This window comes from Aeromicrobium sp. JP4, from assembly GCF_054957925.1.
The window spans coordinates 3,117,821-3,132,268 of record NZ_CM143290.1 but is presented as its reverse complement, the minus strand read 5'-3'; the positions used below and the strand labels follow the sequence as shown (position 1 = coordinate 3,132,268).

The 14,448-nt window shown below is 71.3% G+C and carries 11 protein-coding genes and 1 other RNA gene; 5 read left to right on the top strand and 7 right to left on the bottom strand.

The window, feature by feature from the left end; translation table 11 throughout:
- Positions 1–34: 34 nt before the first annotated feature.
- Together ACY1JX_RS15430 and ACY1JX_RS15425 are read right to left on the bottom strand one after the other, a co-directional pair.
- Positions 35–2,926 carry a bifunctional [glutamine synthetase] adenylyltransferase/[glutamine synthetase]-adenylyl-L-tyrosine phosphorylase gene (locus tag ACY1JX_RS15430; protein ID WP_462564507.1) on the bottom strand — a complete coding sequence of 964 codons (2,892 nt, stop codon included), beginning with the start codon at positions 2,924–2,926 and terminating at the stop codon, positions 35–37.
- A gap of 5 nt (positions 2,927–2,931) precedes the next feature.
- Positions 2,932–4,269: a glutamine synthetase family protein gene (locus ACY1JX_RS15425; RefSeq protein ID WP_181756662.1), complete on the bottom strand. Its 1,338-nt coding sequence runs from the start codon at positions 4,267–4,269 to the stop codon at positions 2,932–2,934.
- 91 nt (positions 4,270–4,360) lie between these two features.
- On the opposite strand from ACY1JX_RS15425, the gene ACY1JX_RS15420 reads away from it, so the two are divergent.
- A complete protein-coding gene (locus tag ACY1JX_RS15420) occupies positions 4,361–6,112 on the top strand; it encodes an NAD+ synthase (protein WP_462564506.1) in 1,752 nt (583 codons plus the stop codon).
- Positions 6,113–6,118: 6 nt separating this feature from the next.
- On the opposite strand, the gene ACY1JX_RS15415 is transcribed toward ACY1JX_RS15420, so the two are convergent.
- Complete coding sequence (locus tag ACY1JX_RS15415) at positions 6,119–7,813, bottom strand: hypothetical protein (RefSeq protein WP_462564505.1); 1,695 nt, start codon at positions 7,811–7,813, stop codon at positions 6,119–6,121.
- An 85-nt stretch (positions 7,814–7,898) separates the two neighbouring features.
- Here ACY1JX_RS15415 and panB point away from each other — a divergent pair, with 85 nt between their 5' ends.
- Entirely contained in the window at positions 7,899–8,750 is an 852-nt protein-coding gene (gene panB / locus ACY1JX_RS15410) for a 3-methyl-2-oxobutanoate hydroxymethyltransferase (RefSeq protein ID WP_286929037.1), read from the top strand.
- 18 nt (positions 8,751–8,768) lie between these two features.
- Here panB and ACY1JX_RS15405 read toward each other — a convergent pair whose 3' ends face one another.
- Positions 8,769–9,608 carry an aldo/keto reductase gene (locus ACY1JX_RS15405; protein WP_462564504.1) on the bottom strand — a complete coding sequence of 280 codons (840 nt, stop codon included), beginning with the start codon at positions 9,606–9,608 and terminating at the stop codon, positions 8,769–8,771.
- 174 nt (positions 9,609–9,782) lie between these two features.
- Here ACY1JX_RS15405 and ACY1JX_RS15400 point away from each other — a divergent pair, with 174 nt between their 5' ends.
- On the top strand, positions 9,783–10,664 hold the full coding sequence (locus tag ACY1JX_RS15400) for a sunset domain-containing protein (protein WP_462564503.1): 882 nt from the start codon (positions 9,783–9,785) through the stop codon (positions 10,662–10,664).
- Positions 10,665–10,667: 3 nt separating this feature from the next.
- Here ACY1JX_RS15400 and ACY1JX_RS15395 read toward each other — a convergent pair whose 3' ends face one another.
- The 3 genes from ACY1JX_RS15395 to rnpB form a co-directional block, all read right to left on the bottom strand.
- The gene (locus tag ACY1JX_RS15395) at positions 10,668–12,164 is read right to left on the bottom strand and encodes a hypothetical protein (protein ID WP_462564502.1); all 1,497 of its coding nucleotides are present in this window, start codon (positions 12,162–12,164) and stop codon (positions 10,668–10,670) included.
- Complete coding sequence (locus ACY1JX_RS15390) at positions 12,161–12,355, bottom strand: hypothetical protein (RefSeq protein ID WP_286929042.1); 195 nt, start codon at positions 12,353–12,355, stop codon at positions 12,161–12,163. Before ACY1JX_RS15390 ends, ACY1JX_RS15395 begins: the two co-directional genes overlap by 4 nt.
- Before the next feature lie 59 nt (positions 12,356–12,414).
- An RNA gene (gene rnpB / locus ACY1JX_RS15385) (RNase P RNA component class A) lies at positions 12,415–12,791 on the bottom strand.
- A gap of 236 nt (positions 12,792–13,027) precedes the next feature.
- Here rnpB and ACY1JX_RS15380 point away from each other — a divergent pair.
- Together ACY1JX_RS15380 and ACY1JX_RS15375 are read left to right on the top strand one after the other, a co-directional pair.
- A complete protein-coding gene (locus ACY1JX_RS15380; RefSeq protein ID WP_181756645.1) occupies positions 13,028–13,588 on the top strand; it encodes a TMEM165/GDT1 family protein in 561 nt (186 codons plus the stop codon).
- Between the two features lie 14 nt (positions 13,589–13,602).
- Complete coding sequence (locus ACY1JX_RS15375) at positions 13,603–14,346, top strand: YaaA family protein (RefSeq protein ID WP_462564501.1); 744 nt, start codon at positions 13,603–13,605, stop codon at positions 14,344–14,346.
- Positions 14,347–14,448: the final 102 nt, after the last annotated feature.

The following is a 14,448-nucleotide window of genomic DNA, read 5'->3' as shown; positions in this document are numbered from 1 at the left end:
GCTCATCCGCCGCCCTGCACCTCGGGGCGGGCGGTCACTCGTAGAAGACGCGCTCCACGACCTGCCGGGCCCGGCGGGTGATCCGCATGTAGTCGTTGACCATCTCCTCGGTGTGGTCCTGCCCGATGCCGAGGAGGTGCGCGAGGCCCACGCGGTCGGCCGTGGTCTCGACCATCGACTCCGCGGGCTTGGCGCGCCACAGCACCACGCCGTTGCGGATGCGGGTCACGAAGCGCCAGGACTCGATGAGGGCCTGGGCGTCCTCGGCCGAGAGGATCTCGGCGTCGGCGGCCGCCTCCAGGGCGTCGATCGTTCGGGTGGTGCGCAGCGCCGGCACCCGGTGGGCGTGCTGCATCTGCAGCAGCTGGATGGTCCACTCGACGTCGGCCAGGCCCCCGCGTCCCAGCTTGAGGTGGGTGTTCGGGTTGGCGCCGCGTGGCAGCCGCTCGGAGTCCACGCGGGCCTTGATCCGCCGGATGTCGCGCTCCTGCGAGGCCGACAGGCCTCCCTCGGGGTACCGCAGCGGGTCGATCAGCTCGGTGAACCGGCGGCACAGCTCGGGATCGCCCACGGCGGCCTCGGCGCGCAGCAGCGCCTGTGCCTCCCACGTGTCCGACCACTTGGCGTAGTACGCCGCGTAGGCGTCGAACGAGCGGACGAGCGGGCCGTTCTTGCCCTCGGGACGCAGTCCGGCGTCGATCTCGAGCGCGGGATCGGCTCCCGCAGCACCGAGCATCTGCCGGATGAGCTGGGCGATCCACAGCGCGCACGCCTTCGCCTCGTCGCCGTCGGCCCCCTCGACCGGGTCGTGCACGAACATCACGTCGGCGTCGGATCCGTACCCCGCCTCGTGCCCGCCGAGCCGGCCCATCAGGACGATGGCGTTGCGCGTGGGCAGCGGCTTGTCGTGGTCCTGGGTCCAGGCCGCCTCCGCCGTGGCCAGGGTGGCGGAGATGGTGGCGGTGTTGATCGACGTCAGCGCCTCACCGACCTCGGTGACGTCGAGCCGGCCCAGCACGTCGCTCATCGCGACGCGCGACAGCTCGCGGCGCCGGATCCGCCGCACGGCACGCACGGCGCCGTCCGGGATCTGGTGCCGCTTCGCCGCGATCGTCATCTCGGTGTCGAGCCGGTCGAGGTCGCGCGGCACCAGCGCCTCGTCGTCGCCGAGCAGCGCCACGGCGTCGGGCGCACGGCGGATCAGGTCGGTGACGTACGTGCTGGAGGCCAGCATGTGCGCGAACTGCTGGGCCCCGCTGCCCTCGTCACGGAGCTTGCGCAGGTACCAGGGCGAGTCGCCGAGCTCCTCGGAGATCTGGCGGAACGCGAGCAGCGCCGCATCGGGCTGCGGGGACTCGGCGAACCACGAGAGCATCGCCGGCAGCAGCGACCGGTGGATGGCGGCACGCCGCGTGACGCCCGAGGTGAGCGCGCCGATGTGGGCCATCGCGCCCTTCGGGTCGCTGTAGCCCAGCGCCGCGAGCCGGTCCTGCGCCGCCTCGGTGCTGAGCCGCAGGCGGTCCTCCGGCAGCGACGCCACGGCCTCGAGCAGCGGCCGGTAGAAGATCTTCTCGTGCAGGCGGCTGACGATCCGCCGGTGCGCCTGCCACTCCTTGACCAGGTTGTCGGCCGGGTTCGTGGTGAAGCCCATGCTGCGGCCGATCCGCCGCAGGTCGTCGACGTCCTCGGGCACCAGGTGGGTGCGACGCAGGCGGAACAGCTGCATCCGGTGCTCGAGGGCGCGCAGGAACTCGTAGGCCTCCTCCAGCGCCGAGCCGTCGCGGCGTCCGACGTACCCCTTGTCGGTGAGCGCCCGTAGGGCCTCGAGCGTGTTGGGGCTGCGGATCTGCTCGTCGACGCGGCCGTGCACGAGCTGCAGCAGCTGCACGGCGAACTCGACGTCGCGCAGGCCACCGCTTCCGAGCTTCAGCTGGCGGTCGCGGTGGGCGGCCGGGATGTTCTCGATGACGCGCCGGCGCATCCGGCGGACCTCGGGTACGAAGTCGTCGCGCTCGGCCGCCTTCCACACCATCGGCTTCAGCGCCTCGAGGTACGCCTCGCCCAGCTCGCGGTCACCGGCGGCGTACCGCGCCTTGAGCAGCGCCTGGAACTCCCACGTGACGGCCCAGCGGTCGTAGTAGGCGACGTGGCTGCCCAGGGTGCGGCTCAGCGGGCCGTGCTTGCCCTCCGGGCGCAGGTTCGGGTCGACCTCCCAGATCGTGCCCTCGGCGGTGTGGTCGCCGCAGATCCGGATGATCGCGCCCGCCATGCGCGTGGCGGCGGCCGCGGCGCGCTGCTCGTCGGCGCCCTCGACCGGCTCGTGCACGAAGATGACGTCCACGTCGCTCACGTAGTTCAGCTCGTGGCCACCGGTCTTGCCCATCGCGATGACGGCCAGGCGGACGAGGTCGGCGTCCTCCTCCTCGTCGCCGGCGATCCGCAGCGCGGCGTCGAGCGTGGCGACCGCGAGGTCGGACAGCTCGGCCGACGACTGCTCGAAGGTGGTGTGCGCGTTGAGGTCGCGTGCGGCGATCGCGGCCAGCTCGCGGTGGTAGCGCACGCGCAGCGCGTCGGGATCGGTCACGTCGGCGAGCCACTCGCGGTACTCCGGCTCGGTGGCCGGCCGCTCCAGCAGGCGCTCCCCCACCAGGTCGAGCACGTACTCGGGGTGCCGCCGCCAGAACTCGCCGATCGCGCGGCTGGTGCCGAGCACGATCATCGCGCGCTGGCGCAGGACGGGGTCGTCCTCCAGCGCGGCCATGAGCCGCGGCCCCTCATCGGTCTCGGCGAGCGCCACGAGCGATGCGAGGGCGCCGTCGGGATCGGCGACCGCGGCGATCTGGTCGACGAACTCGGGCGAGACGGAGCCCAGCCGTGCGAGGTTCGCGGTGGCGGTCTCCGGGTCCGAGAAGCGGGTGCGGGTCACGGGACTTACAGGACCGGCATCAGTCGGTCGATCTCGAACTGCGTGACCTGCGAGCGGTAGTCCTGCCACTCCGCGCGCTTGTTGCGCAGGAAGAAGTCGAAGACGTGCTCGCCCAGCGTCTCGGCGACGAGCTCGCTGTTCTCCATCGTGCGGATCGCCTCGTCGAGGTTGCGCGGCAGCGGGGCGATGCCCATCGCACGACGCTCGTTCTCGCTGAGTGACCAGACGTCGTCCTCGGCCTCGGGCGGCAGCTCGTAGCTGTTCTCGATGCCCTTGAGGCCCGCGGCGAGGATCAGCGCGTACGCGAGGTAGGGATTGCACGCCGAGTCGGGGGCGCGCAGCTCGACGCGGGCCGAGCCGGACTTGTGCGGCTTGTACATCGGCACCCGCACGAGCGCGGAGCGGTTGTTGTGGCCCCAGCACACGTAGTTCGGTGCCTCGCCGCCCCACGCGAGGCGCTTGTAGGAGTTCACCCACTGGTTCGTGACGGCCGTGATCTCGGGCGTGTGCTCGAGGACGCCGGCGATGAACGCGCGGCCCGTCTTGCTCAGCTGGTACTCGGCGCCGGCCTCGTAGAAGACGTTCTCGTCGCCCTCGAACAGCGACACGTGCGTGTGCATGCCCGAGCCGGGGTGGTCGGTGAAGGGCTTGGGCATGAACGACGCCCACTTGCCCTGGCTCAGCGCGACCTCGCGCACGATCGTGCGGAACGTCATGATGTTGTCGGCCATCGACAGCGCGTCGGCGTAGCGCAGGTCGATCTCCTGCTGGCCCGGGCCGCCCTCGTGGTGGCTGAACTCCACCGAGATGCCCATCGCCTCGAGCATCGTGATGACCTCGCGCCGGAAGTCCTGGCTGGCGCCCTGGGCGGTGTGGTCGAAGTACCCGCTGTCGTCCACCGCGACCGGGCGCGTGCCCGGCTCGGGCTTGGACTTGAAGACGAAGAACTCGATCTCGGGATGCGTGTAGAACGTGAAGCCCGCGTCGGCGGCCTTCGCCAGCGCGCGCTTGAGCACGTAGCGCGGATCGGCGTACGACGGGCTGCCGTCGGGCATCGCGATGTCGCAGAACATGCGCGCCGTGGCGGGCGTCTCGCCGCGCCACGGAAGGATCTGGAAGGTGGACGGGTCCGGCTTGGCCAGCATGTCGGCCTCGTGGACGCGGGCGAAGCCCTCGATGGCGGAGCCGTCGAAGCCGATGCCCTCCTCGAACGCGCCCTCGAGCTCGGTCGGGGCGATGGCCACCGACTTCAACGAGCCGAGCACGTCGGTGAACCACAGCCTGACGAAGCGGACGTCCCGCTCCTCGATCGCGCGTAGGACGAAGTCCTCCTGCTTACCCATGCGGTCAGTGTAGGGCCGCGCTCGGGCGAGCCGCGCGCGGCCGTTTGCCGTCACCCGGCTGCGCCCGGCGGCACGCCCTAGGCTGGGAACCGTGCCGCAACTTCGCCTCGCCCTCGCCCAGATCAACGCCGTCGTCGGAGACGTCGAGGGCAACCTCGAGCTCGTCCTGCAGCAGGCGCGCGACGCCCATGCCGCCGGTGCGCACGTGCTGGTCACGCCCGAGATGGTGCTGACCGGTTACCCGATCGAGGACCTCGCCTACCGGCGGTCGTTCATCGAGCGCTCGCAAGCGGCGGTCGCGTCGCTCGCCGAGCGCCTCGCACAGGAGGACCTGGGCGACCTCGTCGTCATCGTGGGCCACCTCGACCGCGCCACCGACGTGTCCGACCGCCTCGGGGTGCCCAAGAACGCGCCTGTCAACGCGGCCTCGGTGATCACCGGTGGCGAGGTCGTCACGCGCTACGACAAGCACCACCTGCCCAACTACGGCGTGTTCGACGAGTTCCGCCACTTCGTCGCCGGCGACCGCACGCAGATCATCCAGGTCCACGGCGTCGACGTCGCGATCGCGATCTGCGAGGACATCTGGCAGGAGGGTCCCTCGAAGGCCGCGAAGTCCGCCGAGGCCGGCCTGCTCGTCGTGCTCAACGGCTCGCCCTACGAGGCGGCCAAGGACGACGAGCGGCTCGAGCTGTGTGCGCGCCGCGCGGTCGAGGGCGAGTGCGCGGTGGCCTACGCCAACCTCGTCGGCGGCCAGGACGAGCTGGTCTTCGACGGCGACTCGCTCGTGGTCGATGCGCAAGGCGAGGTCGTGGCCCGTGCGAGGCAGTTCGAGCCCGAGCTGCTGATCGCCGACCTCGACCTGCAGGCCGCCACGGCGCAGATGCCCGAGCCCGGAACGCGGTTCGAGGGCCTGCTGGTCGAGCGCACGGTCATCAGCAGCGACCCGCTGCCCGCGTACGAGCCCGTCACCGGCAGCGTCGCGGAGCGGTGGGACGACCTCGGCGAGCGCTGGCAGGCGATCGTGCTGGGCCTGCGCGACTACGTCGAGAAGAACGGCTTCCCGTCGGTGCTGCTCGGCATGTCCGGCGGCATCGACTCCACCGTGGTCGCCGCGCTCGCGGTGGACGCCCTCGGCGCCGACCGCGTGTTCGGCGTCTCGAACCCGAGCGCGTGGTCCACCGAGCACTCGCGCTCCGACGCCGCCGACCAGGCCGAGCGCACCGGGCTCGACCTGCGCACCATCGCCATCGCGCCGATCTTCGACTCCTACCAGGAGGCGCTGCACCTCGAGGGCATCGCCGAGGAGAACCTCCAGGCCCGCATCCGTGCCGTGATCTGGATGGGCCTGTCGAACGCCGAGAATCACCTCGTCCTCGCGTGCGGCAACAAGTCCGAGCTGGCCACCGGCTACTCCACGATCTACGGCGATGCCGTCGGGGGCTACGCGCCGATCAAGGACGTGCCGAAGACGATCGTGTGGGAGCTCGCCACGTGGCGCAACGCGTGGGCCGAGTCGCAGGGCCAGACACCGCCCATCCCGCCGAACACGATCTCGAAGGAGCCGTCGGCCGAGCTGCGCCCCGGCCAGCGCGACTCCGACAGCCTTCCGCCGTACCCCGTGCTCGACGGCATCCTCGACGCCTACGTCGAGCGTGACCTCGGCTCGGCCGACGTGGTCGACGAGGGATTCGACCCCGTCGTGGTGGAGAAGGTCATCACCCTCGTCGACCGGGCGGAGTACAAGCGTCGCCAGTACCCGCCGGGCCCGAAGGTCAGCAAGCGCAACTTCGGTCGCGACCGCCGGGTGCCGATCACGAACCGCTGGCGCGAGAGCCTGTAGCCGCGCTCAGTCGTCGCGCACCGACAGGAGCACGCGGATCTCGCCGCCGTCCTCGTCGGTCAGCAGCGGGAACGTGAGGGTCTCGTCCACCGGCTCCGCAGTCTCCTCCCACGACGCCCCGCCGGCACGCTCCTCCAGCCGCACGACCACGCGGGTCCCCTCGATGTCGCGGGGACGGCGGTGGTCGTCGTCGGCCGACTTGGGCCACCACGACTCGTAGTACACCGGGCGGCCGTCCACCACGAGCCGGTGCGACAGGGCGGGCCCGACGCTCCCCCACGCCGTGAAGCCGACGCCCTCGAACTCCACCGGCAGGTCGGCGTACGGGGTCTCGCGCAGGGCGGGGACCACCTCGTCGAGCACCAGCCGCGCCTGCTCGACGTTGACCTCGTTGCCCGCCTCGACGAACGTGCGGACCGAGGCCGACCCGGCGAGGGTGCCCAGGACCGGCAGCAGGACGGCGCCCGCGGCGGCCAGGACGGTGAATCGGCGGATCCGATCGGCGTCGGCGCCACGGCGCTCGAGCCGCAGCCGGACGCTGTGGAACGCCCACAGCGTGAGCGCCGCGGTGAAGAAGACCGGCCCGGCCATCGTGAAGTCGAGGTAGACGATGCGCAGGTCGCCACCGGTCCGGGTGCCCGCCCAGAAGGTGGCCGCCACCGCGAACAGACCCACCACCACGGCGCTCGTGGCGATGTCGACGTCGCGGTCGATGCGGCGCCGGCGACGGCGATCGCGGGAACGCCAGGCCACTGCCACCACGCCGGCGACCAGCAGGGCGACGGCCGGGTACGTCACCTGCTCGGCGTCGCGCCACTGGCGCAGCCAGGGGAACACCATGTGAGTCACGTGGATCCAGGAGTCGGCGACGGAGGTGTCCTGCGTCTTCTCCGCGGTGGTGAGGGCGGCGATCTCCCCGATGTTGTTCGGCGAGTACGTGAGGGCCTCGACGATCGGGCCGAGCCAGCAGACGAAGGCGACGAGGAGGGTGCGCCCGACCTCGCCGGGCCTGCTGCGGAACCCCCGCCACCAGCGCCGGATCGTCAGGAGCAGCATCCACACGCCCAGCAGGCCGACGATGGGCGTGACGCCGAGGTGGGCCTGTCCCGTCCAGCTGACGCACACCATGAACAACGGCCACAGGCCCCGGTGCCCCAGCAGCATCCTCCACGTCACGGCGAGGCTGGCGAGCAGCCCGAAGACCGTGGGCCACGGGTTCCACGGCAGGACGAGAACTGATCCGAACAGCCCGTAGAGCGTGATCGTCGCGCCGGCCATCGCGAGCAGTCCGGGGCGGCCCGCCGCGCGGTAGCCCGACCAGAGCGACACCCCGACGAACGCCGCCGTCACGAGGGCGCAGCCCAGCAGCAGGCCCCACACGTGCCAGCCGGACAGCAGGTAGGGCAGCCCGATCACGTAGAACTCGAGCGGCCCGGGGTGGTAGGCGTAGACGCCCTCGACGGTCTGGTCGCTGGTCGAGCGCATGCCCACGAGGGGCCAGTGACCGGACCAGGCGTCATGGGCGCGGATGGCGATCATCGCGTCGTCGCCCTGCGGCAGCCAGCCCTCGCCGTGCCGGGCGACGTACCAGACGACGATCGGGACGAGCAGCACGGCGAAGACCGTCCAGAACCACCGGTGCTCGCTCAGGCCGAGGCGTCGGCCGATCCGCGTGGGGATCGAGGCGGGCGAGGTCGACACGGGTTCCTTGCGGCAAAACGGGTTCGCGGTCGCGAGCAGTCTACGGGCCCCGAGCGGCTCCGCGCCGGGGACTACCCTGTGCTGCATGACTGAAGAGCCCGCACCGTACGGTTCCCGTCCCACCGCCTCCCCCGACGTGCGCAAGGTCCGCACGCACCACCTGGCGAAGTGGAAGTCCGAGGGTCACCGGTGGGCGATGCTCACCAGCTACGACCAGTACACCGCCCAGCTCTTCGACGAGGCCGGCGTGCCGGTGCTGCTCGTCGGCGACTCGGCCGCGAACAACGTCTACGGCTACGAGTCCTCGCTGCCCGTCACGGTCGACGAGCTGCTCGTGCTGGTCAAGGCGGTCACGCGCTCGGTCCAGCGCTCGCTCGTCGTCGCCGACCTGCCGTTCGGGTCGTACCAGCGCTCGCCCGAGCAGGCCTACGACACGAGCGTCCGCTTCATGAAGGAGGGGCTGGCGCACGCCGTCAAGCTCGAGGGCGGCGCCGAGATGGCGCCGCAGATCCGCAAGCTCACCGAGGGCGGCATCCCCGTGATGGCGCACATCGGCTTCACGCCGCAGTCCGAGCACAACCTCGGCGGCTACCGCGTGCAGGGCCGCGGCGACGCGAGCCAGAAGCTCATCGACGACGCGCTCGCGGTCCAGGAGGCCGGCGCCTTCGCCGTCGTGATGGAGATGGTCCCGGCCCCCGTCGCCACCGAGGTGACCTCGAAGCTGCAGATCCCCACGGTCGGCATCGGTGCCGGCGCGGGCTGCGACGCGCAGGTGCTCGTCTGGCAGGACATGCTGGGCCTGCGCTCGGGGCGCGCGCCGCGCTTCGTCAAGAAGTACGCCGACCTGCGCAGCGTGATCAGCGGGGCCGTCGACCAGTTCCAGAGCGAGGTCGCCGACGGATCCTTCCCCGCGGCCGAGCACTCCTTCGAGAGCTGAGCCGCGGGGAGGTCTCGGTCAGTCCTTCGGGATCCAGTTCATGGTGTCCGGGTCGGGACCGATGCGGCGCCCGTCGTCGAGGGCGGAGATGGCGCCCATGTCGGCGGGCGAGAGCTCGAAGTCGAAGACGTCGAAGTTCTGCTTCAGCCGGTCCACCGACGAGGCCTTCGGGAAGACGATGTCGCCGCGCTGGAGGTGCCAGCGCAGCACCACCTGCGAGACGCTCCGGCCCGTGCTGGCCGCGATGGCCTGCAGCGCGGGGTCGTCGAACACCTGGCCCTGCGCGAGGGGCGACCAGGCCTCGGTCGCGACACCGTGCTCGGCGTTGACCGCGCGCAGGTCGTCTTGCGTGAAGTAGGGGTGGATCTCGACCTGGTTGACGGCCGGGACGACCGTGCCCTCCTGCACGACGCGGCGCAGGTGCGAGGGCTGGAAGTTGGAGACGCCGATCGCGCGCGCCTTGCCGGCGGAGTAGACCTCCTCCATCGCGCGCCACGTGTCGACGAAGTCGATGTCGGTGGTCGGCAGCGGCCAGTGGATGAGGAAGAGGTCGACCCGGTCGAGCTGGAGCTTCTCCAGCGACTCGTCGAGGGAGCCGGCGACGACGGCCGGGTCGTGCCGGTTGTTGTTGAGCTTCGTGGTGACGAAGACCTCGTCGCGGGCCAGGCCGGACGCGGCGATCGCCGCACCGACGCCGGCCTCGTTGCCGTACATCTGGGCCGTGTCGATGTGGCGGTAGCCGAGGTCGAGCGCCTCGGTCACCCGGTCCTGGGCCGTCTCGGGCGGGACCTGCCAGGTGCCGTAGCCGAACTGCGGGATCTGGACACCGTTGTTGAGCGTGAGCGTGGGAACCGTCATGTCCTCGACGCTACGGGCTGCGCCCACATGCCGCACACGCGAGACGCATGCAGGGTGTGCGGCCTTGCTCACGATGACGACCTCATCGCTGCGCTACCCGAACGCCATGGCCCGATGGGACCAATGTGACTGAATCGCCGGACGGGGCCGAGGTGACTGCCTACCGTCGGGAGCGTGCCCCGCCGTCTCCCTTCGATCCTGCTCGCCCTGGCGCTGGCGCTGGGCACGCTCGCCCTCACCTCGGCGCCGGCGGAGGCCGGCCCCCGCAAGGTGGCCGCAGTGAAGCTGCTCAAGAAGCTGCGGGTGGCCCAGGAGAAGAACCGCGGCACCTACGACCGGGACGCGTTCGACCACTGGACGATGCGCAAGGGCGAGTGCAACGTGCGCGAGACGGTCCTGATCGCCGAGTCCCTCAAGAAGGTCGCCAAGGATCGCTGGTGCCGCGTGAAGCGTGGTCGCTGGGTCAACGAGTACACGGGCCGCACCATCACGAAGCCGCGCGGACTCCAGATCGACCACCGCGTGGCCCTCGCCGAGGCGTGGCGCTCGGGCGCCTCCGCCTGGAGCACGAATCGGCGCCGCGGCTTCGCCAACGACACGTCCTACCGGCACTCGCTGCTCGCCGTCTCGAGCCACTCCAACCAGTCCAAGTCCGATCACGATCCCGCGAGCTGGCTGCCGCGCTACCGCACCTGCACGTACGTCGCCCGCTGGGTGGCCGTGAAGTACCGCTGGAACCTGACCGTGGACCGGGCGGAGCACCGGGTGCTGAGTCGTCGGCTCGCCCGCTGCGGGGACGCCCGCACGATGGTCGACCTGCCCGCGAAGGGCAAGGCGGAGAGCGGCAAGAAGAAGAAGAAGCGGACGAAGCCCGGCGGCGGAGTCCCGCCGGTGTCGGCCTACGACTGCCCGAGCAGCCACCCCATCAAGGGCAACGCGAACTCGATGATCTACCACCTCCCGAGCGGCCGCTACTACGACGTGACCAAGCCCGAGGAGTGCTTCGCGACGGAGTCCGCGGCCCAGGCCGCCGGGTACCGCGCCTCGCAGGCCTGACGCTCAGCGCTCCTCGAGCACGAGGTCGACGTACCGCTCGGCACCCGGCACGACGGTGGCTCCCGCCGGCTGCAGCAGCTCGATCCGGTCGACCACCGCGCCCTCCGGCGGCGGATCGGCCGTTCCCGGATGACTGTGGACGGTGAGCCGGCGCACCGGACCCTCCGCCTGCCGCGGATCGCGGAAGTTGTCCTCGCGCTCGCCGTCGACCCGCGCATCGAAGTACACGTCGTGGCCATCGGCCAGCAGCGCCGCGTAGACGCCCGGGCCGATGTCGAGCCAGGCCAGTCCGCCCTTGGTCTCGACCACGATGGGGCCGTCGACCGTCCCCGCCATCGCCTGCGCCGCCCGGATCACCGGCGCGGCACGACGGCTGTCCCCCTGAGCGGTGTCGGCCATGTTCTGCGGCAGGAACGCCAGGGCCATGAGTGCGCAGGCCACAGCGACCCCGCCGAGCGCACGTCGGTGCCGTGACCGGAGCGCCCAGCCGACCACCGGCCACGCGAGGAGAGTGAGCGGGACGGCGGCGCCGTAGACGACGTAGAAGCCGCGGCCCTCCCCCGCCCTCGTCGCCGAGGCCAGCAGCACGAGCGTGCCGATCCACAGCCACGTCACCAGGCTCGAGGGATCGCCCGAGGTCAGGCCCGTGCGCCGCCGCCGGGTCCACCACAGCAGCCCTCCGATGACTGCGGCGAGCAGGACGGCGGGCAGCAGTCCGCCGCCGGACCCGGCGATGCGCGCCAGCAGGTCAAGGTTGTCCGGCTCGTTCCGCACCACCTCCACGAGCGGAGCGGCCCAGCAGGCCAGCCCCAGCACGAGGGCGAGCACGAGGGTTCCCCGCGTGACCTCGAGGCGTCCCCTCCTCCACAGCGCGATCGAGACGCCGAGCGTGACCAGTCCCAGCACGAGGGCGAGCGGAGCGATCGCGAGCTGGGTCTGCGCCGCCAGCGAGATCACGACGACGAAGACCGGCCACCAGCGGCCGTGACCGGTCAGGACGGCCCAGGCGGCCGAGACCGAGGCGCCCAGCGCGAACATGGCAACCCACGGATTCCACGGGGTGACGAGGGCGGCGCCGACACCCACGATCATGGCGAGGTGGACCACCGCGACGGTGAGCCAGCCGCGGCGCCCGGCGGCCCGTGAGGCCGCGGCGAGGGCGAGGCCCAGGAGCCCGGTCAGCAGCAGGAACGACCCCACGACCAGCGCCCAGGGAGCGAAGCCGCTCAGCGCGCAGAGCGGGGCCAGCAGCTGGAACTGCATCGGGCCGGGGTGGTGGGCGTGCGCGCCCTCGACGATCTGTCCGCCGGTCGAGGGCATGCCCAGCAGGGGCGTGTGCGGCCCGAACACGTCGTGGATCCGCACGGCGGCCACGGCCGTGTCACCGTGCGGGAGCCAACCGTCGGAGAGGAGCCCGACCGTCCACCACAGCAGCGGCAGCGCCAGGAGGACCCAGGCGACCGGCCAGCCGGCGCGGCCGAGCCGGTCGGGAGGCGTCACTCAGGTGAGCCGGCCGGTGGAGCGTCGTCGTTCCACTTCGGGTCCTCGTCCCACGCCTTCGACTTCTCGTGCGCGGTCTCCAGCGCACGCGAGGCCTCCGCCTCCGACTCGTAGGGGCCGAGGCGGTCGGACGCCTTGCACCCCTCGTCGCCCTCGACGGTCTTGTGCTTCAAGCAGTAGAAGTACGCCATGGGCTCATCGTGCCCGATCCGCGGCGGCGGCGCCCGCGGGCTCGCGCAGGGGCGGGGTGCGAATGAGCCGGCCTGTAAGCCGGATTCTGTCCTGTCGAAACAGGGGCGGCCATCCATCTGGGATGCCCATTGCTGGACACCTCGGTGCGACCTACCTGCCACGTCGGACGAGCAGCCCTGTGGCACGGCCCCGGAGGGCCTACTTGGTCTTGCTCCCGGTGGGGTTTACCTAGCCGCGACGGTCACCCGCCGCGCTGGTGAGCTCTTACCTCACCGTTTCACCCTTACCCGCACCACCCGGAGGTGGCCGCTGGCGGTCTGTTCTCTGTGGCACTGTCCCGCACGTCACCGTGGGTGGCTGTTGGCCACCACCGTGCTCTTCGGAGTCCGGACTTTCCTCGACGCCCGGAGGCGCCGCGGCCGCCCGGCCGACTCATTCGCGCATCCATCCTATGCCCCCGGGACGGGGGTCACCGCCGCCCCGGTAGGCTGGGGGCATCGAAAGGGAGTAGTCCCCAATCGCTGCGTCGACACACTGAGACCTCGGTCTCCGGTGCAGCGAGCCAGAGTGATCTGGCGGACGAGACTTTCGACCGGATTCGTGTACACGAGCCCGGTCGAGGCTCGTCGTATCCCAAGGCTCCTCGTCCGGGTGGACGAGGAGCCTTTGTCATGGAAGCAGTGTTCATCGCGGCAGCGCTGGTGTTCGTCGCCGAGCTCGGCGACAAGAGCCAGCTGATGGCGATGACGTTCGCCACGCGCTACCGCGCCCGCACGGTGATCCTCGGGATGGGGATCGCCTGCGCGCTCATCAACCTCGCCTCGGCGCTGGTGGGCGAGGCGCTCGGGAACGTCATCCCGGAGCACGTCCTGCAGGTGGTGGCCGGCGTCGTCTTCCTCGTCTTCGCCGCGATCACCGCCTGGTCCCTACGCGGGGAGGAGCACGAGGAGGAGATCCGCGTCGTCCCCCACAGCGGGCGCGCGCTGGTCACCGTGGGGCTGGCGTTCGCGCTGGCCGAGCTCGGCGACAAGACGATGTTCGCCACGATGACCCTGGCCACGCAGTACTCGTGGTTCTGGGTCTGGATCGGCAGCACGATCGGCATGGTCGTCTCGATCACCCTCGCGGTGCTGCTCGGCAAGCAGATCCTCAAGGTGCTGCCGGTGCGGGCGGTGCACGCAGTGGCCGCGCTGCTGTTCGCCGCCCTCGGCATCTGGCTGCTGCTCGGCTGACATAGGGTCGCGACGTGCTGATCGTGCTGCCTCCCTCCGAGGGAAAGACCCGCCCCGCGACCGGTCCCGCGCTGGACCTGGGCACCCTCTCCTCCCCCAGACTGACCCGCACCCGTGAGCAGCTGCTGAACGCGCTCGTCCGGCTCAGCTCGACGAAGCGCGCGGCGGAGATCCTCGGCCTCGGCCCGACGCAGGCCGACGACATCGCGCGCAACACGCGGCTGCACGAGGAGCCCACCGCGCCCGCGATCGAGGTCTACACCGGCGTCCTCTACTCCGAGCTCGGCTGGGTGGACCTCCACGACCGGGCGCAGGAGCGCGGCCGCGCCAGCGTGGCGATCGCCTCGGCGCTGTTCGGTCTGGTGCGTCCGCACGACCGGATCCCGGCCTACCGGCTGAGCGGATCGGTGACGCTGCCACGACTCGGCACCGTCGCCAGTCGCTGGAAGCCCGTGGTGCCCCGGGCGCTGACCGAGCTCGCCGAGGGTGAGCTGGTGCTCGACCTGAGGTCCGGCACCTACGTCGCGCTCGGCCAGGCGCCCACCGGCTCGGTGACGATGCGCGTGCTGACCGAGACGGACGGGAAGCGCTCGATCGTCAGCCACAGCAACAAGGCCACGAAGGGCCGGATCGTCCGCCAGGTGCTGGCCGAGGGCGTCGAGGCCAAGGACGCCGACACGCTCGCCGACGCCCTGCGCGACCTTGGCTGGACGGTCGAGGCCTCGGGCCCCACGCGGCTCGACGTCATCCTGCGCTGATCCCGCCGGCGTGATCTCGATACGCCGGCTCGTACCTCGCCGAGCTACTCGATCACCGGGCCGGTGATCCAGTGACGGCGAGCGCAGCGAGACGTCGTATCG

Coding starts and splice junctions, on each gene's coding strand:
- ACY1JX_RS15380 (WP_181756645.1), top strand. CDS start 13,028: ATGGAAGCAGTGTTCATCGCGGCAGCGCTGGTGTTCGTCGCCGAGCTC.
- ACY1JX_RS15405 (WP_462564504.1), bottom strand. CDS start 9,608: ATGACGGTTCCCACGCTCACGCTCAACAACGGTGTCCAGATCCCGCAG.
- ACY1JX_RS15425 (WP_181756662.1), bottom strand. CDS start 4,269: ATGGGTAAGCAGGAGGACTTCGTCCTACGCGCGATCGAGGAGCGGGAC.
- panB (WP_286929037.1), top strand. CDS start 7,899: ATGACTGAAGAGCCCGCACCGTACGGTTCCCGTCCCACCGCCTCCCCC.
- ACY1JX_RS15390 (WP_286929042.1), bottom strand. CDS start 12,355: ATGGCGTACTTCTACTGCTTGAAGCACAAGACCGTCGAGGGCGACGAG.